Raw genomic sequence first — 21,485 nt, 5'->3', positions numbered from 1 at the left:
GTGAAACTCCCGGGAAAACCGGAGTTCATCCTAGGAGTTGTCGTGGTCCATGAAAAGCCAAGCGGAATGAAGGGGCTTTATGCCCCCCGCAGGCTCCGCTTCGGCCGTCCCTGGGCGTCCCAGTTGGAATCATCCAGCCAGGCCTCGATGGCGGCGCGCTGGGCGGGCCATTCCTCCTCCAGAATGGAGAACCAGGCCGTGTCCCGCCGCCGCCCCTTGGTGACCTGCACGGCGCGCAGCGTGCCCTCATAGGTGAAGCCATAGCGCGCGGCGGCGGCGCGGGAGGGCGCGTTCAGCGCGTTGCACTTCCAGGTGAGGCGCCGGTAGCCGAGGTCGTCCATCGCGTGGCGCATCAGCAGGAACACCGCCTCGGTGGCCGCGCGGCTGCGCTGCATGCGGGGGCTGAACCAGATATGGCCGATCTCGATATGGGCGTTGGCCGGCTGGATCTCCATCAGCGTCAGCCAGCCATCCACCGTGCCGCTGCGGTGGGGGCGCACCGCGAAGGCCATGGGGTCATGGGTGGTGGCGAAATGGCCCACGAAGGTCCGCATGGCGGCCTCATCGGCGAAGGGGCCATAGCCCATATAGGCCCAGGAGGCGCCCTCCTGGTCGCTTTGCGCCGCGCGCCAGAGGTCGGCGGCGTGGCGCACATGCAGCGGCTCCAGGTCCACGCTGCGCCCCTTGTGCGGAATGCGCGCGGGCAGGGGGCGGGGGGTGGCGTCCACGCGCGGCCCGACGGGCGGGGTGGATTCGGGGTCGGCCGGGGGATGAACCCGGGCGGTTGGAAATCGGGCATGCCGGCAGTCTTGTCCCGCCCTTGCGCGGGCGCAAGGCGGCCATGCATCGCTTGGTTGCAACTTGCGCCGCACCCGCCTCACCGCCAATACAGGCGCACCCTCCCGCGCAGAGTGCCCGCTTGATGAATGATGCTCCCGCCCCCGCCTTGGTCGCCCCCAAGGGCTACAACCTGGAAGAAGTGACCTGGGTCCATCACTGGACCGACAGCCTCTTCTCCTTCCGCTGCACGCGCAGCCCGGCGCTGCGCTTCACCTCCGGGCAATTCGCCATGATCGGCCTGGTGGTGGAGGGCAAGCCGCTGGTGCGCGCCTATTCCATGGTCAGCCCCGCCTGGGAGGAGCATCTGGAATTCCTCTCCATCAAGGTGGCGAACGGGCCGCTCACCTCGCGGCTGCAGCACATCAAGGTGGGGGAACATGTGCTGATCGGGCAGAAGCCGGTGGGCACGCTCATCACCGACAACCTGCTGCCCGGCCGGAACCTCTGGATGCTGGCCACCGGCACCGGCCTCGCCCCCTTCATGTCCCTGCTGCGCGACCCGGAGGTCTATGACCGGTATGAGCGCGTCATCATCGCCCACACGGTGCGCGAGGTGGCCGAGCTCGCCTACCGCGACTACCTGACGCACGAGCTGCCCCAGCATGAATTGCTGGGCGAGATGGTGCGCGAGAAGATGATCTACATGCCCGCCGTGACGCGCGAGGCCTTCCCCATCCAGGGCCGCATCACCACCCGCCTCGAAGCCGGCACGGCCGAGCGGGATGCGGGCGTGGCGACGCTCGACCCCGCCCATGACCGCGTGATGATCTGCGGCAGCGAGGCCATGAACGCCGATTGCAAGACGCTGCTGGAAGCCCGTGGCTTCACCGAGGGCAACAACTCCGAACCCGGCACCTATGTGCTGGAAAAGGCTTTCGTGACGAAATGAACCAAGGGTTCGGGGGCGCCGGAGGATTACAACCCGGATAGTTACTCATTGCCTCAGTCCCAATTCTGGTTACTTTGTGGCGGATGACGACCACATCGCGCCCCCCGTCGGCCATTCCCGGGCCGACGGATGTTTTCCCGCGCGCGGCTCTCCTCCTGGACATGGATGGCACGCTGCTCGACCTCGCCCCCCGCCCGGATGAGGTGGTGGTGGCGCCAGGGCTGCTCGACCATCTGGCGCGGCTGCACGCCGCGCTGGGCGGCGCGGTGGCGGTGGTGACGGGGCGGCGGCTGGATGATGTGGACCGCATCCTGCACCCGCTGCGCCTGCCGGCGGCGGCCGAGCACGGGGCCATCCTGCGCCCCATCCCCGACGCGCCGCCGCGCCAGGGGCTGCTGAAGCCGGCGCCGGCCGCATGGCGCCAGGCCGCCGAGGCCTTCGTCGCCGCCCATCCCGGCACGCTGCTGGAACCCAAATCGGCCGGCTTCGTGCTGCATTACCGCCTGGCGCCCGACCGGGGCGCGGAGGCCCATGCGCTGATGCGCGGCTTCGCGGATTCCGGCCAGGGCTTTGATCTGCTCCGCGCCGACCATGCCTGGGAATTGCGCCCGGGCGGCGTCCACAAGGGCGTGGGCGTGCGGGCGCTGATGGCCGAACCCCCCTTCGCCGGCCGCTTTCCCATCTTCGTGGGCGACGACGTGACGGATGAGGACGGCATCGCCGCCGCCGTGGCCCTGGGCGGCCAGGGCTTCCTGGTGCCCGACAGCTTCGGCACGCCGGCCGGCGTGCGCGCCTGGATCGCCTCCCTGGCCGAACACGCCCATGCCCCGGCACCCTGAGGTGGTGGGGCCGCCCGACCGGCCCCCCCAGCCGCTGGACCTGGCCGCCGTGGGCAATGGCACGGTGGCGGCGCTGATCTCCCCCGCCGGCGCGGTGAACTGGATGTGCTGGCCGCGGCTGGATGGCGACCCGGTCTTCAGCGCCCTGGTGGATGGCGACCATTCGGAGCGCGGCTTCACCGACATCCTGGTCACGGGCTTCGCCCACAGCCGGCAGCGCTACTGCCGCAACTCCGCCGTGCTGGAGACGGAAATCACGGACAGCCAGGGCAACGCCCTGCTCATCACCGACCACATGCCGCGCCTGCGCCGCTTCGGCCGCATGTTCCGCCCGCCCATGCTGGTGCGGCGGATCGAATTGCTGCGCGGCCGCCCGCGCATCCGGCTCCGGGTGCGGCCCTGCTTCGGCTGGGGGCAGGAAAGCCCGCGCGGCCGGGCGGGGTCCAACCACATCAGCTATGTGGGCAGCGGCGAGGCCATGCGCCTGTCCACCGACGCGCCGCTGGGCTTCATCCTGAGCGAGACGGAATTCGCCCTCGACCGCCCCATCGCCATGATGTTCGGCCCGGATGAGACGGTGAACGGCATGGTCGCCCGCGTCGCCCAGGAATTCGAGGAGGAGACGCAGGCCTATTGGGAGGATTGGGTGCGCGGCCTCTCACTCCCCTTCGAGTGGCAGGACGAGGTGATCCGCGCGGCCATCACCCTCAAGCTCTGCGCCCATGACGACACGGGCGGGATCCTGGCGGCGCTCACCACCTCCATCCCCGAGGCCGAGCACACGCAGCGCAACTGGGACTACCGCTTCTGCTGGCTGCGCGACGCCTATTTCACAGTGATGGCGCTGAACCGCCTGGGTGCGACCCGCACCATGGAGCACTACATCGGCTACATCACCAATGCGGTGCTGGAGCAGACGGGCATGCTGCGCCCCGTCTATCCGCTGGTGCCCAATGATTCCATTGACGAATGGGAAGCCACCGCGCTCAAGGGCTTCATGGGCCATGCGCCGGTGCGCGTGGGCAATGCCGCGGCGCTGCAAGTCCAGAATGATGTCTGGGGCGCGGTGGTCATGGCCGCCGCCATGCTCTTCTTCGACCACCGCCTGCCCGAACCGGCGGGCGAGGCGCTCTACCGCCGCCTGGTGCCGCTGGGCGTGGCCGCCGAGGCCGCGGCTCTCACCGCCGATGCCGGCATCTGGGAATACCGGGGGCGGGAGCGCATCCACACCTTCTCCGCCGCCATGTGCTGGGCGGCGGTGGACCGCCTTGGGCGCATCGCCGCCCATCTGGGCCTGGTCGAGGAGGCCGCCGACTGGCAGGCCCGCGCCGCCACGCTGAAGGAGGCCATTCTCGAAGGCGCCTGGAACGAGGAGGCGGGCAGCCTGCAGGAGGTGTTCGGCGGCCATGGCCTCGACGCCGCCCTGTTGCTGCTGCCCGAGATCGGCCTGCTGCCCCCCACCGACCCGCGCTTCGTCGCCACCGTGGAAGCCATCGAGCGCGACCTGATGCGCGACGGGATGCTGCTGCGCTACTCGGCGGCCGATGATTTCGGCGTGCCGGAAACGGCCTTCATCGTCTGCTCCTTCTGGCTGGTGGACGCCTTGGCCGCAATCGGGCGGAAAGATGACGCGCGGTCACTTTTTGAACGCATCCTTTCCCTGCGGAACCACGTTGGATTGCTGCCGGAGGATGTGGACCCACGAACCGGGCAGCTCTGGGGAAATTTCCCGCAGAGCTACTCGCAGGTGGGCCTCGTGCTGTCGGCCATGCGGCTCTCACGGAGCTGGGAGGAGGGGTTTTGGCGCGCCTGGTGATTGTTTCCAATCGGGTTCCCCCGCTGCGGGCCACCTCGGCCGTGGCCGGCGGCCTGGCCGTGGCACTGGAAGAGGCGGTGCGGCGGCGGGAGATGCTGTGGTTCGGCTGGTCGGGCGAGACCTCCGCCAGCACCGAACCCAAGGTCACCTCGCGCGGGCAGCGGACCCAGGCGGTGATCGACCTGACGGCCCAGGAACACCGCCTCTATTACGGGGGCTATTGCAACGGCACGCTCTGGCCCCTGCTGCACTACCGCTTCGGCCTGGCCGAGTTTCGCCGCGAGGAGGAGGAGGCCTGGCGCGCGGTGAACGACCGCTTCGCCGAGGCGCTCTGGCCCCTGCTGCGCGAGGATGACGTCATCTGGGTGCATGACTTCCACCTCTTCCCGCTGGCCGCGAAACTGCGCGCGATGGGGGCGAAGCAGCGCATCGGCTTCTTCCTGCACGTGCCCTTCCCGCCACCCGGCCTCTTCGCCGCCCTGCCCCGCGGCGAGGCGCTGCTGCGCGACCTGGACGGCTATGACCTGATCGGCATGCAGACGCCCGACGACGCCGAGAACCTGCGCGACGCGCTGCGCCAGCAGGGGGTGAACACGCCCGTCGGCGCCTATCCGGTGGGCATTGACGCGGAGGCCTTCGGCAAGGCCGCCGAGAAGGCCGAGGCGCGCCGCGACGTGCAGCGCTTCCAGGAGAGCCTGAGCGGAAGGCGCCTGATCTTCGGTGTGGACCGGCTGGACTACACCAAGGGCCTGCCCCAGCGCCTGGAAGGCTATGCCGACCTGCTGAAGCGCTTTCCCCAGCACCGCGGCAAGATCACCTTCCTCCAGGTCGCCCCCGTCTCGCGCGGGGAGGTGAAGCATTACCGCCTGCTGCGGCGCGAGCTGGACGAGGCGGTGGGCCGCATCAACGGCGAATTCGCCGAGGTGGACTGGGTGCCCCTGCGCTGGACCACCCGGCCCATCCAGCGCAGCGTGTTGGCAGGCTTCCTCCGGATTGCCCGGGTGGCGCTGGTGACGCCGCTGCGGGACGGCATGAACCTGGTGGCGAAGGAATTCGTCTCGGCCCAGCCGCCCGAGGATCCGGGCGTGCTGGTGCTGTCGCGTTTCGCGGGGGCCGCGCGGGAGATGCACGGCGCGCTGCTGGTGAACCCCAACGACCCGGACGAGATCGCCGAGGCGTTGGACCAGGCGCTGTCCATGCCGCTCTCCGAACGGCGGCAGCGCTGGCGCCAGGATTACGACCTGCTGCAAGAGGCGGGGTCCAGCACCTGGTCGCGCGACTTCCTGACCGATCTGACGGCCGCGCGCGCCGAGCGGTGATATCGCCCGGCGCGGGAAGGGGTTAGCTTTCGTCCCCGTCACCCAGGGAGGACGCGACACATGATCGTCGAGGAAAGAATCTACACCGTGCAGCCGGCCACCGCGCCGCTCTACATCGCGGCCTATGAGGCCGAGGGCATGCCCATCCAGAAGCGCATCCTGGGCCGCATGGTGGGCTACTACACGACGGAATTCGGCCCGCTGAACCAGGTGATCCACCTCTGGGCCTATGACTCCCTCGCCGAGCGAACCGAGAGGCGCGCCAGGCTGTTCCAGGACCAGGGCTGGCTGGACTACCTGAAGAAGGTGCGGCCCTACATCGTCAGCCAGGAAAGCAAGCTGCTGATGCCCGCGCCATTCCTGAAGGTGAAATGGCAGGATTGAACAAGGGCCGCGCGCCTTGACAGCATTGCTGCGCCGCCATAATCCACCCTCGCCTTCCAGGGGTGAACCGCCGGAGGGAGCCATTGTGGACGATCGGGAAGCCTTCGCGAAACGACTGGCGGATGCCCGGGCCAAGAGAGGCCTGGACAAGCCGGAGCGCGGAAAACGGGCCCTTCCGTCGAGCACCTGGGGCGTGGGCCTGCGGGCCGGTGTCGAGGTGGTTTCCGCGCTGATCGTCGGCGTGGTGATCGGCCTTGGACTGGACCGGTGGCTCGGGACCGCCCCCTGGCTCTTTCTGCTGTTCTTCGTGCTGGGGGCCGCCGCGGGGGTGTCGAACGTGTATCGGCTGTTCGCCCCCCGGACCGGTGTTCGCAAGGACTAGGCCAGGAGAGGTTCCCGGTGGCGGCAGAAGGCAATGCGATCGACGCACTCGGGCAGTTCGTGCTGTACCCGGCGCTCGGCCAGGTGGGCTCCGCCGTGGGCTTCACCAACTCCAACCTCTACATGGTCTTCGCCGGCGTCCTGATCGTGGCGCTGATGGTCTATGGCATGCGCGAGGCCGCGATGGTGCCGGGCCGCATGCAGGGCCTGGCCGAAAGCGCCTACGGCTTCATTGATGACATGGTGGTGGCGCAGGTGGGTGAGGAAGGTCGTCGCTTCTTCCCCTTCGTGTTCACCCTGTTCATGTTCATCCTGTTCGGGAACATGCTGGGCCTGTTCCCCTACGCCTTCACCTTCACCTCGCACATCACGGTCACCTTCGCGCTGGCCGCGACCGTCTTCGTGCTGGTCACGGCCGTCGCCATCGCGCTGCACGGCCGCAAGTTCTTCGGCTATTTCATGCCGGAAGGCGCGCCCATGTGGCTCGCGCCCATCATCATTCCGGTCGAGATCGTCTCCTACCTCTCGCGCCCCATCAGCCTATCCGTGCGTCTCTTCGCCAACATGATGGCGGGCCACGTGATGCTGAAGGTCTTCGCCACCTTCGTGGTGATGCTGGCGGGCCTGGGCACGGTGGGTCCGGTCCTGTCCCTCATGCCGCTGGCGCTGAACATCGCGCTGGTCGCCTTCGAAGTGCTGGTCGCGTTCCTGCAGGCATATGTCTTCGCCATCCTGACCTGCATCTACCTGCACGACGCGGTGCATCTGCACTGACGCAGACGCCGAACCTTCAACTTTCCTCGCAAACCTAAGGATCGAGATCATGGAAATTGTTCTGGCTGCGAAGGCGATCGGCGCCGGCATCGCCGTGCTGGCTCTCTTCGGTGTGGGCCTCGCCATGGGCAACATCTTCTCCACCCTCATCAGCAGCGTGGCCCGCAACCCGGCCGCCCGCGACACCGTCTTCCCGATCGGCATTCTGGGCTTCGCGCTGACGGAAGCGGTGGCGCTGTTCGCCCTGCTGATCGCCTTCCTCATCCTCTTCACCTGATCCGGCGGGGAGGGGGCCATCCGGCCCCCTTTCCACCTTCAGGGCGGGGCGGCGCCGCGAGGCACCCCACCCCGCGACCCGGCAGAGGCTGAAGGCCAAGGCGCGAGCCCTGGCCTTCAGGACAGCAGGACAAGGCCATGCCCCAGCTCGATTTCGCCAACCCGTTGATGACGACCACGCTGCTGTGGCTGTTCCTCATCTTCGGCGCCCTCTATTTCGCGCTGAAGTCCTACGCGCTGCCGCGCGTGGCGACCGTGCTGGAGAACCGCGCCGCGCGCATCCGCGCCGACCTGGACGCCGCGCAGGCCGCGCAGCGCGAGGGTGAGGCCGCCCTGGCCGAGCTGCGCGCCGCCACCGCCGCGGCCCGCGCCGAGGCCCAGGCCACCGTCGCCGCCGCCATGGCCGAGGCCCAGGCCAAGGCCAGCGCCCAGGCCGAAGCCATCAATGCCCGCCTCGCCGCCCAGGTGGACGAGGCCGAGGCCCGCGTCCGCGCCGCCCGCGACGCCGCCATGGGCGCGCTGCGCGAGGTGGCGGGCAGCACCGCCCAGGCCATGCTGGCGCGGCTGGGCGTTTCCGCCCCCGCGCGCACCGTCACCGCCGCCGTGGACCGCGCGGCCAAGCAGGGGGCGCGCTGATGTTCGCCGATCCGAAATTCTGGGTTGCCGCCAGCTTCATCCTCTTCGTCGTGCTCGTCGGGAAGATGGGCTGGACCAAGATCACGGAGATGCTGGACGCCCGCACCGCCCGCATCCGTGAGGAGCTGGAGGAGGCGCAGCGCCTGCGCGCCGAGGCCCAGGCCATGATGACCCGCGCCGAGGCCGAGCGCGCCGCCGCCATCGCGGAGGCCGGGGAGCTGGTCGCCCGCGCCAAGCAGGAGGCCGAGCGCCTGGCCGCCGCCATGGCCGCCGAGGCCGAGGCGGCCGCCCGCCGGCGCGAGCGCATGGCGATGGACCGCATCGCTGCCGCCGAGGCCGGCGCCATCGCCGAGGTCCGCAACGCCGCGGCCGACCTCGCCGCCGTCGCGGTGCGCGAGGTGATCGCTTCCAAGCATGATGCCGCGGCCGATGCCGCCATGCTCGACAAGACCATCGCGAACCTGCCGACGGTGTTCCGCGCGGCCTGAAGCCGGCTTCATCCTGACGAAGGGCGCGCCTCCCGCACGGGGGGCGCGCCCTTTGTGTTTCAGGCGGCCTCAGCCCAGCGCGCTTCCTGCATCTCCACCGCCAGCACGCCCACCACCTGGCCGAGATTGCCGGCGATGAGGTGCAGCACGCCCGAGTCCGGCGCGTGCAGGGTGAAGGTCACGCGCATCTCCTCGCCCTGGCGTTCGGCCAGCATGTGGTCGGGCGTCAGGTCACGCTTGGCGAAGGGCTGGAGCAGGCGCGGCAGCAGCCCGGGTTCGGGCAGGGCCAGCACGGCGAAGGTCACGGAATCGGTCATAGTGGAGTTCCTGGAAGCGGTGGCGAAGCGGGCCCGACCGAAGGACCACGCCGCCCCATGCGGCGCGGATCAACCGGCCGGGGGCGTAATTCGCAGCGTGCGCGTCATCCAGGACATGGGTGGAAGATAGGCCGTGCGGGTCAGCGCAGCAAGACGGGCAGGAGCGCGTCCAGCCGCACCCTTCCCTCGATGGTGGCGACGAGGCGGCCGCCCACCCATTCCAGATAGTTTTCTTCCAGCAGGGCGGTCAGCATCGCCGCGTCCACGATCTGCGCGAAAGCGAGGCCCGCGCGGGCTTCCACGCGGGCGGGGTCCACGCCTTCGGCCAGGCGCAGCCCCATCAGCATGGCCTCGCGCCCGCGTTCGGCGGGGGTCAGGGTTGTGGATTCGACGGCGCCGTGCCCGTGCTGCTCGACGCGGCTGGCCCATTCCTCGGGGGCGCGGTGGCGGCGGGTGGCGAGCATCTCGCCCCCTGCCAGCACGCGCTGGTGGGCACCCGGCCCGATGCCGAGATAGTCGCCATAGCGCCAATAGGCGAGGTTGTGGCGGCTCTCGGCGCCCGGCTTCGCGTAGTTGCTGACCTCATAGGGCAGGAGGCCGTGGCGCGCGGCTTCCTCGGCCGTGGCCTCATACATGCGGGCCGCGTCGTCCTCGGCGGGCAGGGCGAAGGCGCCGCGGGCATATTCGGTGAAGAAGCGCGTCCCGGGCTCGATGGTGAGCTGGTAGAGGCTGAGGTGGTCCGCGGCCAATGCCAGGGCCTGCCGCAACTCCGCCCGCCAGGCGGCTTCCTCCTGGCCGGGGCGGGCGTAGATCAGGTCGAAGGAGAGGCGGGGGAAGATGGCGCGCGCCTTCTCCAGCGCGGCCACGGCGTGCGGCGCGTCATGCTGGCGGCCGAGGAAGCGCAGCGCCTCCGCGTCCAGCGACTGCACGCCGAGGGAGGCGCGGTTCACCCCGGCTTGCGCGAAGGCGCGCAGCTTTTCGGTCTCCACGCTGGTGGGGTTGGCCTCCAGCGTCACTTCCATGTCCGGGGCCGCGTCGAACAGCGCGCGGGCGTCCTCGACCAGCGCCGCCACCGTTTCCGGCTCCATCAGCGAGGGCGTGCCGCCGCCGAAGAAGATGGAGGCCAGCGGGCGGCGACCCAGCCGCGCGGCCTCATGCGCCAATTCGCGGCGGAGCGCCGCGCGGAACCGCGCATGGTCCACACCGCCCTCGCGCACATGCGAATTGAAGTCGCAGTAGGGGCATTTGGACGCGCAGAAGGGCCAGTGGATGTAGAGGGCGAGGGGTTCCACGCCCTCCCCATACACGCCCGCCCGGTGCGGCGACAGGCCACCCGTCCCGCGCCATACTGCGACAATGCCCTGGCCCGAGACCCATCTGCTGCTCGCGGCCATCGGCGCCGCCTTCCTGGCCGGGCTGGCGCGGGGCTTTTCGGGCTTCGGCGCGGCGCTGATCTTCGTGCCGTTGGGCAGCGCCATCCTGGGGCCGCGCGTGGCGGCGCCGTTGCTGCTGGTGGTGGACCTGGTCATGGCCTCGCCCATGGTGCCGCGGGCCTGGCGTTTCGCGGCGCGGCGGGAGGTGGCGGTGATGGCACTCGGCGCCATGGCAGGGGTGCCCGCCGGCGCCTGGCTGCTGCTGCAACTGGATGCCGAGGCGCTGCGCTGGGGCATGTGCGCCATGGTGCTGGCCATGGTGGCGCTGCTGGCCTCCGGCTGGCGCTACCAGGGCGCGCCCTGGCCGCCGGCGACGCTGGCGGTGGGGGCGGTGTCGGGGCTGTTCTCGGGCGCGGCGCAGATGGGCGGGCCGCCGCTGGTCGCCTATTGGATGGGCGGCACCAATGACGCGGCGCGGGTGCGGGCAAACCTGGTGCTGACGGGCGCCATCGGCGGGGTGCTGAGTGCCGTGGCCTATCTGGCGGGTGGGCTGCTGGGGCTGGAGCTTCTGCTGCTCGCCGCCGCGCTGGGCCCGGGCTATGGGCTGGGGCTGTGGCTCGGCGGGCGGCTGTTCGGGTTGGCCAGCCAGCAGATGTTCCGGCGCATCTGCTTCGGCCTCATCCTGCTGGCGGCGGTGGTGGGGCTGCCGCTTTGGGACCGCTGAAGGTCAGCGGGTAGGGGCAGGCGGGTCCTGGCTGTAGTCGTAGAAGCCCTTGCCCGACTTCCGGCCGAGCCAACCGGCCTCCACATACTTCACCAGCAGCGGGCAGGGGCGATACTTGCTGTCCGACAGCCCGTCATACAGCACCTGCATGATGGACAGGCAGGTGTCCAACCCGATGAAATCCGCCAGTTCCAGCGGCCCCATCGGGTGGTTGGCGCCGAGCTTCATGGCGGTATCAATGGAGCGGATGTCGCCCACGCCCTCATAGAGGGCATAGACCGCCTCATTGATCATCGGCACCAGCATGCGGTTCACGATGAAGGCGGGGAAATCCTCGCTGGTGGCGGTCTGCTTGCCCAGCTTCTTGGCCAGGTTGTCCACGGCGCGGTAGGTCGGCTCATCGGTCGCGATGCCGCGGATGATCTCGACCAGCTTCATGACCGGCACGGGGTTCATGAAGTGCATGCCGATGAAGCGCTCGGGCCGGTCGGTGGCCGCGCCCAGGCGGGTGATGGAGATGCTGCTGGTGTTGGACGCCACCATCGCCGTGGGCTTGAGGTGCGGGCAGAGCGCCTTGAACACCTCGATCTTGATGGCTTCCTTCTCGGTCGCCGCCTCCACCACGAAGTCGGTGTCGGCGAAGAGCGCGTAGTCGGTGCCCGTGGTGATGCGGGCCAACGCCGCGTCCCGCTGCTCCTCGGTGATGAGCTTGCGGCCGAGTTGCCGTTCCATGTTGCGGGCGATGGTGGTCACGGCCTTGTCGAGCGCGGCCGGGTTGATGTCCACCACCGTCACCGGCAGGCCGGCCAGGGCGCAGACATGGGCGATGCCATTGCCCATCTGCCCGGCCCCCACGATGCCGACGCTCTGGATCTCGGGCACCGCGGCGGGGGCCTCGTTCGTGTCGGCGCGGGTGGCCAGCCGGAAGGACATGGGGGTCAGCCCTTCGCCAGCTCGGCCTGGAGTTCGGGGATGATCTTGAACAGGTCACCCACCAGGCCGTAATCGGCCACCTGGAAGATCGGCGCCTCCTCGTCCTTGTTGATGGCGACGATGACCTTGCTGTCCTTCATGCCGGCCAGGTGCTGGATGGCGCCCGAGATGCCGATGGCGATGTACAGCTCCGGCGCCACGATCTTGCCGGTCTGGCCCACCTGCATGTCGTTGGGCGCGTAGCCGGCATCCACCGCGGCGCGCGAGGCACCGACGGCGGCGCCCAGCTTGTCGGCCACGCCCTCGATCAGGTGGAAATTCTCGGCCGAGCCCATGGCGCGGCCGCCGGAGACGACCACGCGCGCGGCGGTCAGTTCCGGCCGCTCGCTCTTCTGCACCTCGGCGCCCAGGAAGCTGGACTGGCCAGGATCGGCGGCGGCGGCGACGTTCTCGACCGGGGCGGAACCGCCCGTGGCGGCCACCGGGTCGAAGCTGGCGGCGCGGATGGTCATGACCTTCTTCGCGTCGCTGGACTTCACGGTGGCCAGCGCGTTGCCGGCATAGATGGGACGGATGAAGGTGTCCGCATCCACCACGCCCGAGACGTCGCTGATGGGCTGCACGTCCAGCAGGGCGGCCACGCGCGGCATCACATTCTTGCCGGCGGCGGAGGCGGGGGCCATCAGATGGTCATAGGCGGGGGCGAGCTGGACCAGCAGCGCGGCCAGCGGCTCGGCCAGGCGGTGGGCGAGGGAGGCATCCTCGGCCAGCAGCACCTTGGCCACGCCCGGCAGGGCGGCGGCGGCGGGCGCGGCGCCGGCGGCGCCTTCACCGACCAGCAGCACATGCACCTCACCCAGCTTCTGGGCGGCGGCGAGGGTGGAGCGGGTGGGCTGCGAGACGGCCGAACCGTCGTGGTCGGCGAGAAGAAGGACGGCCATGGCTCAGATCACCTTCGCTTCGTTGCGCAGCTTCTCGACCAGTTCCTGCACGGAGGCCACGCGCGCGCCGGCCTGGCGCTTGGCGGGTTCCTCGACGCGCAGCACGGAGAGCCGCGGGGTCACGTCCACGCCGAGATCGGCGGGCTTGATGGTCTCGATGGGCTTCTTGCGCGCCTTCATGATGTTGGGCAGCGAGGCGTAGCGCGGCTCATTCAGGCGAAGGTCCGCGGTGACGACGGCGGGCAGCTTCAGCTTCACCGTCTCGAGCCCGCCATCCACCTCGCGCGTCACGGTGGCCGCGCCATCCGCGATCTCGACCTTGGAGGCGAAGGTGCCCTGGGGCCAGCCCATCAGCGCCGCCAGCATCTGGCCGGTGGCGTTCATGTCGTCGTCAATGGCCTGCTTGCCCATGACCACCAGGTCCGGGCTTTCCTTCGCGATCAGCGCCTTCAGCAGCTTGGCGACCGCAATCGGCTCCAGCACGCCATCATGCTCGACCAGGATGCCGCGGTCGGCGCCCATGGCCAGCGCGGTGCGGATCTGTTCCTGGGCGGCGGTGGGGCCGCAGGAGACGGCGATGATCTCGGTGGCGACGCCCTTTTCCTTGAGGCGCACGGCCTCCTCGACGGCGATCTCGTCGAAGGGGTTCATGGACATCTTGACGTTGGCGGTCTCGACGCCGGTGTTGTCCGCCTTCACGCGAACCTTGACGTTGTAGTCCACCACCCGCTTGACGGGAACGAGGAGCTTCATGGGGCGTGGCGCCTTCTTTTGCTGCACTGCCGTGATGTGGCGGCGACCCTAGCCACGGCGGGCAGACAGGGCAAGCGGGCCAGCCCGGTTTCCGGGCCCCCGCCTTACCATCTTACGATCTTACCATCTTACCCGTGCTGTGCCGGGGGCTACTGCTTCTTGTAGCGGGTGATTCACGCCTCCGGGCTGAAGCCCTACGGCGATCACACGCTACTGCTCCTTGTAGCGGTAGCCGATGCCGTAGAGCGTCTCGATCTGCGCGAATTCGTCATCCACGGCGCGGAACTTCTTCCGCACACGCTTCACATGGCTGTCAATCGTGCGGTCGTCCACATAAATGTTTTCGCCGTAAGCCGCATCAATGAGTTGGTCGCGGTTCTTCACAAGCCCGGGCCGCAGCGCCAGCGTCTTCACCAGCAGGAATTCCGTGACCGTCAGCTGGATGGGCTGGCCGCGCCAGAGGCAGGTGTGCTTCGTCTCGTCCAGCGTTAGGTCGCCGCGCACCAGGAGCCCGCCGGGCGGCTGGCCCGAGGCCTCGGCGCGGCTCGCGTCATTGCGGCGCAGCAGGGCGCGGATGCGTTCCAGCACCAGGCGCTGGCTGAAGGGCTTGGTGATGTAGTCATCGGCGCCGAGGCGCAGGCCCATCAGCTCATCCACCTCCTCATCCTTGGAGGTGAGGAAGATGACGGGCATGGCCGAGCGCGCGCGCAGCCGCTGCAGCAGCTCCATCCCGTCCATGCGGGGCATCTTGATGTCCAGCACCGCGAGGTCGGCGGGCTTGCCGAGCAGGCCTTGCAGGGCGCTCTCGCCATCGGTGTAGGTGCGGACGGTGTAGCCCTCCTGCTCCAGCGTCATGGAGAGCGAGGTGAGGATGTTCCGGTCGTCATCCACAAGGGCGATGGTTTGCGGCATGGGGGCCTCCTGTCCGCCACTTATAGGTGCGGATCATGGCGGAAGACAGGCTGGCCGGTGGCGTCAGCGCGGCTTGAGGGGCATCAGGATGTCCGTCAGCCATTCGGAAGGGGGCAGGGCGCGCGGGTCGTTGAGGTATTCCTCCATCATGGGCTGGTCCGCCGGCTCCTCGCCCGAGGCGGGCAGCCATTCGCCATAGAGCCGGTCATAGGCGGCCTCGATCTCCACATAGGGCCCCTGGAAGCGCAGCCGGGCGCAGCGCAGGGCGGGGGTGGCGATGATCTCCATGCCGGGGTCGGGCGGGGTGCCGGGCGGCACGGTCAGCGCCGCATGGGCGTGGAGTTCAGCGTCGGGCATGGAGGTCGGGTCGTCATGGTAGAGGCCGAAGGACCGCGCCTCCTCCCCCATCAGCCCGCGCGCGGCGGCCCAGGCGGTGAGGCGCGCGAAGACCGGCCCGATGGCGTCGTAGGAGCCGCGATGCGGCAGGGCGGCCAGGTGAAAGGCGGGCAGTTCCACGATATCCACCCGGTCCAGCATGTCCTCCTCCAGGCCGATCCCCGCGCGGGCGCGATAGGCGCCGGGCGGAATGCCATGCGCCTCGCGGAAGGCGCGGGTGAAGGCGGGAATGGAGGCATAGCCCGCCTCCCGCGCGATGCGCGCCATGGGCGCGTCGCTCTTGAGCAGGGCGGCGGCGGCGCGGGAAAGGCGCAGCCGGGCCAGGGTCTCCACCGGCGTTTCGCCCGCCAGCGCGCGATAGGCGCGGTGGAAATGATAGGGCGAGAAGGCGGCGACGGAGGCCAGCTCGTCCAGGCCGGGCGGCTGGTCCAGCCGCTCGGCCAAGTGGGACATGGCGCGCGCGATGCGCCGGGCGTGGTCGGTGAGGGTGAGGGTCTTGATGGGCATGGCGCGCTTCTACGCCATGCCCGGTTGACCGGGGTTGCGAAGTTCAGTGCCCGGCGAGGATGGCGTCGCTGATTTTCTCCGCACTCATCAGCGTCGGGAAATTGGTGTTCGCGCAGGGCACCACCGGGAAGATGGACGCATCCACCACCCTCAGCCCCTCGATGCCCTTCACCCGGCCCGTGCTGTCCACCACGCTCATCGGGTCCTCCTCCCGCCCCATCCGGCAGGAGCAGGAGGCATGCCAGATGCCGATGGTGGCCTTGCGGATGAAGGCCTCCAGCGCCGTGTCGTCGGTCATCACCTCCTGGAACTGGAAGCCCTCCACCACGAAGCGCTCGATGAAGGCCTTTCGCAGGAAGGCCGGGCCGTCGAGGAAGCGGGAGATGACGTTGGTCAGGAAGCGGTTCTTCGCGTTGATCACGCCGATCTTGCGCACGCGGTCGGAATAGGCGGCGGGGAAGGGGTTGTCCGTCACCTGCGCCAGGGCGGGCGCCATCATCATCCCCGCGCACATGCGGAAGCCGTGCATGAGCCGGTCGAGGTCCCGCCGGTCGGAGAGCAGGTTGAACTCCACCACCGGCTCCGCCTGCCAATCGGCGGAGGCGAGGCGCACCTGGCCCGTCTCGGAATAGGTCTTGTTCACCCAGATGAGGAAGCTGCCCACCTGCTCGCCCACCGCGTGCCAGGCGGATTTGTTCACCACGGCCACGAACATGTCGCCGGCCGGGATGCCCTCCAGCCCCGAGGAATAGCGCAGCCCCGCCAGGATGTGCCGGCGCGTGACGTGGTTCTCCACCCGCGCCGCGCGCTTCACGAAGGAGGAGAGGGCGATGGAAGGATGGTCCATCAGCCCCTGGCCCACGCCGGGCAGGTTGTGCAGCACCGGAATGCCGAGGTCGCGCAGATGCCCGGCCGGGCCGATGCCCGCGCGCAGCAGATGCGCCGGCGAATGGATGGCGCCGGAGGAGAGGATCACCTCCTTGGCGCGGAACTCCTGCTCCTGCCCCCGCACCATCGCCACCACGCCCACGCAGCGCGTGCCCTCGAAGAGCAGGCGCTTCACCACCGTCTCGCAGGAGAGGGTCAGGTTGGGGCGGCGCCGCGTCTCGGCGTCGAGATAGCCCATGGCCGCGCTGGCGCGGGCCTCGTTCTCGTTGGAGATGGTGATGGGGAAGTACCCGTCCCGCCATTCGCCGTTCTGGTCGGGGATGTAGTCGAAGCCCGCTTCCTTGAAGGCCTGGGTGACGGCGCGGGCGTGCGGGTTCCAGTTCTCCGGCATGATGCGCCGGACGGGGATGCGCCCCTCCTTGCCGTGCAAGGGCCCGTCGAAATCAAGGTCGCGCTCGACTTTCTTGAAATAGGGCAGGCAGTCCTGCCAGCCCCAGCCCTCGGCGCCGCGGGCCGCCCATTCATCATAGTCGGTGGGGGCGCCGCGATTGGCCATCTGGCCGTTGATGGAGGAACCACCGCCCAGCACCCGCGCCTGTTCGTATTTCCGCAGCGGCGGGCGGTCTTCGGGGTTGTTGTGGCTGACGACCTGGGTGTGGACCTTCAGCTCGGTCCAGTGGAAGCGCGGGTCGAAATAGGCGGTGCCGGGATAGCTGTCGCGGATTTCCGGCGCTTCCTGGCCGGGCGGGGCGTCGGGCCCGGCCTCGCAGACCAGGACGCGGTGATGGCCGCGCGCCGAAAGCCGGTGCGCCAGGACGGACCCGGCCGAGCCGCCGCCCACGATGATGGTGTCGAATTCCACGCGCTGTTTCCTCCCCAGGGGCGCGGGGAGAGTGTGCCCCTCATGCGAGGGGATGCGAAGTCCTCTACCAGGTGACGGGTGCGGAGAAGCGGGCGCCGGCGGCCGGCGTGTCGAGGAAGCGGCGTTCGCGCCGGTTGATCATGCCTTCCGCCGCCATGCCGTTGCCGGGGATGGCGGGGTTGATGATGGTGGGGCGGATGCCCGCCACCTCCTCGGCCATGGGCGCGCGGGGGGCGTCGAGGCTGAGATTGGGCCGCGGCGCCAGCTCCACCCGGGGCGCGGGGCGCGGGGCATTGCCGAAATCCGGCGTGGCGGCGAGGCCGCCGGAGCGGAAGGCGCGGTCGCGCGGGTCATTGGCGCGGGCGCGGGGCTGGCTCGGCGCCTCGGAGAGCGTCTCCATGCGGGTATCAATGCGGGACTGCGCGGCCAGCGGCGCGGGGGCGAGCAGCCAGAGCCCCGGCAGCAGCAGCGCCGCGGCTAGAGCCCGGCCATGCCGCGCCGGTCTTCCGGCGGGTTCCCCGCGACCCCCGTCCCGCCCTCCCGCCAGGCCTTCAGCGCCCAGTGCACGGAGGGGAAGGCTATCTCGTCCCATGGGATATCCCCCCATTCGAAGAAGCGGGTCTCCAGGCTTTCCGGGCCCGGCTCATGTCCTGGCTCGGCGAGGCCGGCCCGGAAGATCACCTGAACTTGTCCGATTCTGGCGATAGAGTAAACGGCCAATATTCTTTCCAACGTGAGCTTAACCCGCGCTTCCTCCCAGGCTTCACGTCTGGCCCCTTCCTCGACCGTTTCGCCCAACTCCATGTAGCCGGCGGGCAGGGTCCAGAAGCCGCGGCGGGGGTTGATGGCGCGACGGCAGAGCAGGACGCGCCCGCCCTCGCTGACCACGGAGCCGACCACGATCTTGGGGTTCTCATAGGCGACGAAGCCGCAATCGCCGCAGATCAGGCGCTCGCGGTCCTCGCCCTCGGGGATGCGGCGCTGGAAGCGTTCGGTTGTCATGGAGGGAATGTCGCATGGCGGCGCGCGGCCGCAAGCGGTGTTAAGGGGCCGGTCATAAACCAGACTTATTTGGTCGGGTATCCCTTGGAGACCCGCATGTTCCTTCGCCCTCGTCCCTCGCTGCTGCACGACCTCCGCCTGGCCGCGCTCGACGCGCTGCGGGCCAAGGTCATGATCGCCGACCCCGACCTGACCATCGTCTACGCCAACCCCGCCGTGATGCGCCTGCTGGGCGAGGCCGAGGCGGAGCTGCGCCAGGCCCTGCCGCGCTTCAGCCTGGCGGGGCTGATCGGCAGCAACATTGACGTGTTCCACCGCCAGCCAGACCACCAGCGCCGCATGCTGGCCGTGCTGGACAAGCCGCACGCCGCCACCATCCAGATCGGCCCGCATGTCTTCGACCTGCTGGTGACGCCGCTGGCGCGCGAGGGCCAGCGCCTGGGCTTCGTGGTGGAATGGGAGGATGCGAAGCATCGCCTGCTGAACCTGGACTACGCCGCGCAGATCGAGGCCATCGGCCGTTCCAATGCCGTGATCAGCTTCGACCCGCAGGGCACCATCCTGGACGCCAACCAACCCTTCCTGGCCGTGATGGGCTACACGCTGGAGGAGGTGCGCGGCCAACCCCACGCCATGTTCATGCCGCCGGAAGAGGCCCGCGGCCCCGAATACGCCGCCATGTGGGAGGAGCTGCGCGCCGGCAAGTTCCGCACGGGGCGCATTCGCCGCATGGCCAAGGGCGGGCGCGTGGTCTGGATCGAGGCGACCTACAACCCGATCCTGGACGAGAAGGGCCGGGTGGTGAAGGTGGTGAAGTTCGCCTCCGACGTGACCGCGCAGGCGCTGCTCGCCGCCCAGCTGGGCGAGACGGTGCTGGAGGTGGACGCGACCGTGCAGGAAACGCGCGCCGCGGCGGCCAAGACCGTGGCGGCGACAAGCCAGGCCACCGGCGACATCCGCGACGCGGCGGCCTCGGGGGGCGAGATGGCGCGCGCCATGCGCGACGTGCTGCGCGGCATGGACCGCGCGCGCGAGGGCACGGAGGCCGCCTTCGCCCAGGCGCTGGCGGTCAGCGACAACACGGATGCGATGGCGCGCGCGGCGCAGGCCATGGGCGGCATCGTGGCGCTGATCCGCAGCGTGGCGAGCCAGATCAACCTCCTCGCGCTCAACGCCACCATCGAGGCGGCGCGCGCGGGTGATGCCGGCAAGGGCTTCGCCGTGGTGGCGGGCGAGGTGAAGAACCTGGCCGTCCAGGCCGCGCGCGCCACGGAGCAGATCACCACCGAGATTGATGGCCTGCAGAACCTCTCCAGCGGCGTGGCCCAGGCCGTCATCGGCATCCGTGACGCGGTGGGCGGCGTGCGCGAGGAGGTGGCCCAGGCCACCACCGCCGTGCAGGCCCAGACCGATGGCGCCGAGCGCATCCGCACCCAGCTGGAGACGGCGGCCGGCGCGGTGGAGGGGCTGGCGCGGGAGATGACCGGCATTTCCGATGCCGTGTCGAAGGTGAGCGATTCCGTGACCCGCACGCGGGAGGCGTCGCAGGCCATGGGAAGCTGAGGGCGACCTCCGCCGGCCATGGCCGCGGGCGGGATTCGGCGTCTTCAGGGGCCAGGCCGCGAGGCGTCCCGCCTTAAACCCACGGTTAAGGGATGTCTTGCTTTCCTGGCGGCCTGACCGAGGAAGCAAAGGCATGTTCATCCGTTCCAAGCCGCCCCTGGCCGACCGCCTGCAGGGGGCGGCCCTGGCTGCATTGCGCGGCAATGTCATGATCGCGGATCGCGATCTCAACATCGTTTATGTGAACCCTTCCGTCGTTCGGCTGCTGAGCGCGTCGGAAGCCGATCTGCGGCGCGAATTGCCGCGCTTCAGCGTGGCCGGGCTCATCGGCAGCAACTTCGATGTCTTCCACCGCCAACCCGACCACCAGCGCCACACGCTGGCCGCGCTGGACAAGCCGCACGCCGCCACCATCCGCATCGGCGCCCATGTCTTCGACCTGATGGTGACACCGCTGGACGAGGACGGCCAGCGCATCGGCTTCGTGGTGGAATGGGAGGACGCGACGCACCGCCTGAAGAACCTGGACTATGCGGCGGAGATCGCGGCCATCGGCCGGACCAACGCCGTCATCAGCTTCACCCCGCAGGCCGAGGTGCTCACGGCCAACAAGGCCTTCCTGGACGTGATGGGCTACCGGCTGGAGGACATCCAGGGCCGTCCGCACAGCCTCTTCATGCCGCCGGAGGATGTGGACCTGCCTGAATACCGGGCCATGTGGGAAGGGCTGCGCGCGGGCCGGCCCCATGTCGGTCGGATGCGGCGGGTGGGAAGGGGCGGGCGCAGCGTCTGGATCCAGGCCTCCTACAACCCCATCCTGGACGAGAATGGCCGGGTGGTGCGGGTCGTGAAGTTCGCGACCGATGTGACGGCGCAGGTGCAGCTCCTCACCCAACTCACCGACATGATGCGGGAGGTGGACGCCACCGCGGCGGAAACGCGCGGCGCGGTGGAGGCGGCGGGCGGCGTGACGGCGGAAATCCGCGAGGCCTCGGCCTCCGGCGGCGCCGTGGCGCGTGCGATGCACGAGGTCGGCCACGGCATGGACCGCGCGCGGCAGGGCACGGAGGCCGCCTTCGCCCAGGCCGGCGCGGTCAGCGACAACACGGATGCGATGGCGCGCGCGGCGCAGGCCATGGGCGGCATCGTGGCGCTGATCCGCAGCGTGGCGAGCCAGATCAATCTTCTCGCGCTGAACGCGACGATCGAGGCGGCGCGCGCGGGTGATGCCGGCAAGGGCTTCGCCGTGGTGGCGGGCGAGGTGAAGAATCTGGCCGTCCAGGCCGCGCGCGCCACGGAGCAGATCACCACCGAGATTGATGGCCTGCAGAACCTGTCGAATGGCGTGGCACAGGCGGTGCTTGGCATCCGCGACGCGGTGGGCGGGGTGCGCGAGGAGGTGGCGCAGGTCACGACCGCGGTGCAGGCCCAGACCGAGGAGACGGAGGCCATCCGCAACCAGCTCGAAGCCGCCGCCGGCGCGGTGGAGGGGTTGGCGCGCACGATGACGGGCATTTCCGGCTCGGTCGAGAAGGTCAGCGCCTCGCTGTCGCGCACCCAGGCGGCGTCGGATGCGATGTCGCGCTGAGCAGGGGTCGCTAGAGCATGCTGCGTTCACATGCGTTCACGCAGCCTTCTCTAACCCTTGTTGAGAGCGGAATTTAACGTTTTC

Annotated in this window: 24 protein-coding genes; 13 read left to right on the top strand and 11 right to left on the bottom strand. The window is 69.6% G+C overall.

Annotated features, from left to right (window positions below):
• Positions 1-77: 77 nt before the first annotated feature.
• Positions 78-728 (bottom strand): GNAT family N-acetyltransferase, encoded by a 651-nt coding sequence (locus tag ICW72_RS11705; RefSeq protein WP_191082869.1) that lies wholly within the window; start codon positions 726-728, stop codon positions 78-80.
• Positions 729-922: 194 nt separating this feature from the next.
• Here ICW72_RS11705 and ICW72_RS11700 point away from each other — a divergent pair, with 194 nt between their 5' ends.
• From ICW72_RS11700 to ICW72_RS11655, 10 genes are all read left to right on the top strand, one after another.
• On the top strand, positions 923-1,729 hold the full coding sequence (locus tag ICW72_RS11700) for a ferredoxin--NADP reductase (RefSeq protein WP_191086240.1): 807 nt from the start codon (positions 923-925) through the stop codon (positions 1,727-1,729).
• Between the two features lie 83 nt (positions 1,730-1,812).
• A complete protein-coding gene (gene otsB / locus ICW72_RS11695; protein ID WP_191082868.1) occupies positions 1,813-2,568 on the top strand; it encodes a trehalose-phosphatase in 756 nt (251 codons plus the stop codon).
• The gene (locus tag ICW72_RS11690; protein WP_191082867.1) at positions 2,552-4,384 is read left to right on the top strand and encodes a glycoside hydrolase family 15 protein; all 1,833 of its coding nucleotides are present in this window, start codon (positions 2,552-2,554) and stop codon (positions 4,382-4,384) included. Before otsB ends, ICW72_RS11690 begins: the two co-directional genes overlap by 17 nt.
• Complete coding sequence (locus ICW72_RS11685) at positions 4,369-5,703, top strand: alpha,alpha-trehalose-phosphate synthase (UDP-forming) (protein WP_191082866.1); 1,335 nt, start codon at positions 4,369-4,371, stop codon at positions 5,701-5,703. The genes ICW72_RS11690 and ICW72_RS11685 overlap by 16 nt, the downstream gene beginning before the upstream one ends.
• A gap of 60 nt (positions 5,704-5,763) precedes the next feature.
• Positions 5,764-6,087 carry an NIPSNAP family protein gene (locus tag ICW72_RS11680; protein WP_191082865.1) on the top strand — a complete coding sequence of 108 codons (324 nt, stop codon included), beginning with the start codon at positions 5,764-5,766 and terminating at the stop codon, positions 6,085-6,087.
• Positions 6,088-6,172: 85 nt separating this feature from the next.
• Complete coding sequence (locus tag ICW72_RS11675) at positions 6,173-6,469, top strand: AtpZ/AtpI family protein (RefSeq protein ID WP_184381737.1); 297 nt, start codon at positions 6,173-6,175, stop codon at positions 6,467-6,469.
• Positions 6,470-6,486: 17 nt separating this feature from the next.
• Complete coding sequence (locus tag ICW72_RS11670) at positions 6,487-7,242, top strand: F0F1 ATP synthase subunit A (RefSeq protein ID WP_184381736.1); 756 nt, start codon at positions 6,487-6,489, stop codon at positions 7,240-7,242.
• A gap of 49 nt (positions 7,243-7,291) precedes the next feature.
• Positions 7,292-7,519 (top strand): ATP synthase subunit C family protein, encoded by a 228-nt coding sequence (locus ICW72_RS11665; RefSeq protein ID WP_184381735.1) that lies wholly within the window; start codon positions 7,292-7,294, stop codon positions 7,517-7,519.
• 137 nt (positions 7,520-7,656) lie between these two features.
• Positions 7,657-8,154 carry a F0F1 ATP synthase subunit B family protein gene (locus ICW72_RS11660; protein ID WP_191082864.1) on the top strand — a complete coding sequence of 166 codons (498 nt, stop codon included), beginning with the start codon at positions 7,657-7,659 and terminating at the stop codon, positions 8,152-8,154.
• A complete protein-coding gene (locus tag ICW72_RS11655; protein ID WP_191082863.1) occupies positions 8,154-8,642 on the top strand; it encodes a F0F1 ATP synthase subunit B family protein in 489 nt (162 codons plus the stop codon). The genes ICW72_RS11660 and ICW72_RS11655 overlap by 1 nt, the downstream gene beginning before the upstream one ends.
• 59 nt (positions 8,643-8,701) lie before the next feature.
• Here ICW72_RS11655 and ICW72_RS11650 read toward each other — a convergent pair whose 3' ends face one another.
• Both ICW72_RS11650 and hemW read right to left on the bottom strand, forming a co-directional pair.
• Positions 8,702-8,959 carry a hypothetical protein gene (locus tag ICW72_RS11650; RefSeq protein WP_191082862.1) on the bottom strand — a complete coding sequence of 86 codons (258 nt, stop codon included), beginning with the start codon at positions 8,957-8,959 and terminating at the stop codon, positions 8,702-8,704.
• A gap of 140 nt (positions 8,960-9,099) precedes the next feature.
• The gene (gene hemW / locus ICW72_RS11645) at positions 9,100-10,251 is read right to left on the bottom strand and encodes a radical SAM family heme chaperone HemW (RefSeq protein WP_223880547.1); all 1,152 of its coding nucleotides are present in this window, start codon (positions 10,249-10,251) and stop codon (positions 9,100-9,102) included.
• Positions 10,252-10,315: 64 nt separating this feature from the next.
• On the opposite strand from hemW, the gene ICW72_RS11640 reads away from it, so the two are divergent.
• Positions 10,316-11,056, top strand: a complete 741-nt coding sequence (locus tag ICW72_RS11640; RefSeq protein ID WP_191082860.1) for a sulfite exporter TauE/SafE family protein — start codon at positions 10,316-10,318, stop codon at positions 11,054-11,056.
• A gap of 3 nt (positions 11,057-11,059) precedes the next feature.
• Here the strand turns inward: ICW72_RS11640 and ICW72_RS11635 are convergent, their stop codons facing one another.
• From ICW72_RS11635 to ICW72_RS11600, 8 genes are all read right to left on the bottom strand, one after another.
• Positions 11,060-11,989 carry a 3-hydroxybutyryl-CoA dehydrogenase gene (locus ICW72_RS11635; protein ID WP_191082859.1) on the bottom strand — a complete coding sequence of 310 codons (930 nt, stop codon included), beginning with the start codon at positions 11,987-11,989 and terminating at the stop codon, positions 11,060-11,062.
• A 5-nt stretch (positions 11,990-11,994) separates the two neighbouring features.
• The gene (locus ICW72_RS11630) at positions 11,995-12,930 is read right to left on the bottom strand and encodes an electron transfer flavoprotein subunit alpha/FixB family protein (RefSeq protein WP_191082858.1); all 936 of its coding nucleotides are present in this window, start codon (positions 12,928-12,930) and stop codon (positions 11,995-11,997) included.
• 3 nt (positions 12,931-12,933) lie between these two features.
• Positions 12,934-13,683 carry an electron transfer flavoprotein subunit beta/FixA family protein gene (locus tag ICW72_RS11625; RefSeq protein WP_191082857.1) on the bottom strand — a complete coding sequence of 250 codons (750 nt, stop codon included), beginning with the start codon at positions 13,681-13,683 and terminating at the stop codon, positions 12,934-12,936.
• 210 nt (positions 13,684-13,893) lie between these two features.
• A complete protein-coding gene (locus ICW72_RS11620; RefSeq protein WP_184381727.1) occupies positions 13,894-14,595 on the bottom strand; it encodes a response regulator transcription factor in 702 nt (233 codons plus the stop codon).
• Positions 14,596-14,658: 63 nt separating this feature from the next.
• A complete protein-coding gene (locus tag ICW72_RS11615; RefSeq protein ID WP_191082856.1) occupies positions 14,659-15,498 on the bottom strand; it encodes an AraC family transcriptional regulator in 840 nt (279 codons plus the stop codon).
• 43 nt (positions 15,499-15,541) lie between these two features.
• Complete coding sequence (locus ICW72_RS11610) at positions 15,542-17,248, bottom strand: GMC family oxidoreductase (protein WP_191082855.1); 1,707 nt, start codon at positions 17,246-17,248, stop codon at positions 15,542-15,544.
• Between the two features lie 64 nt (positions 17,249-17,312).
• On the bottom strand, positions 17,313-17,648 hold the full coding sequence (locus tag ICW72_RS11605; RefSeq protein ID WP_191082854.1) for a hypothetical protein: 336 nt from the start codon (positions 17,646-17,648) through the stop codon (positions 17,313-17,315).
• Between the two features lie 77 nt (positions 17,649-17,725).
• The gene (locus ICW72_RS11600) at positions 17,726-18,250 is read right to left on the bottom strand and encodes an NUDIX hydrolase (RefSeq protein WP_191082853.1); all 525 of its coding nucleotides are present in this window, start codon (positions 18,248-18,250) and stop codon (positions 17,726-17,728) included.
• A gap of 96 nt (positions 18,251-18,346) precedes the next feature.
• On the opposite strand from ICW72_RS11600, the gene ICW72_RS11595 reads away from it, so the two are divergent.
• Complete coding sequence (locus tag ICW72_RS11595; RefSeq protein ID WP_191082852.1) at positions 18,347-19,813, top strand: methyl-accepting chemotaxis protein; 1,467 nt, start codon at positions 18,347-18,349, stop codon at positions 19,811-19,813.
• 133 nt (positions 19,814-19,946) lie between these two features.
• On the top strand, positions 19,947-21,401 hold the full coding sequence (locus ICW72_RS11590) for a methyl-accepting chemotaxis protein (protein ID WP_191082851.1): 1,455 nt from the start codon (positions 19,947-19,949) through the stop codon (positions 21,399-21,401).
• Positions 21,402-21,485: the final 84 nt, after the last annotated feature.

The organism is Roseococcus microcysteis, from assembly GCF_014764365.1.
GTDB classification, from domain to species: Bacteria; Pseudomonadota; Alphaproteobacteria; order Acetobacterales; family Acetobacteraceae; genus Roseococcus; species Roseococcus microcysteis.
This window is presented reverse-complemented; position numbering and strand designations above follow the sequence as displayed.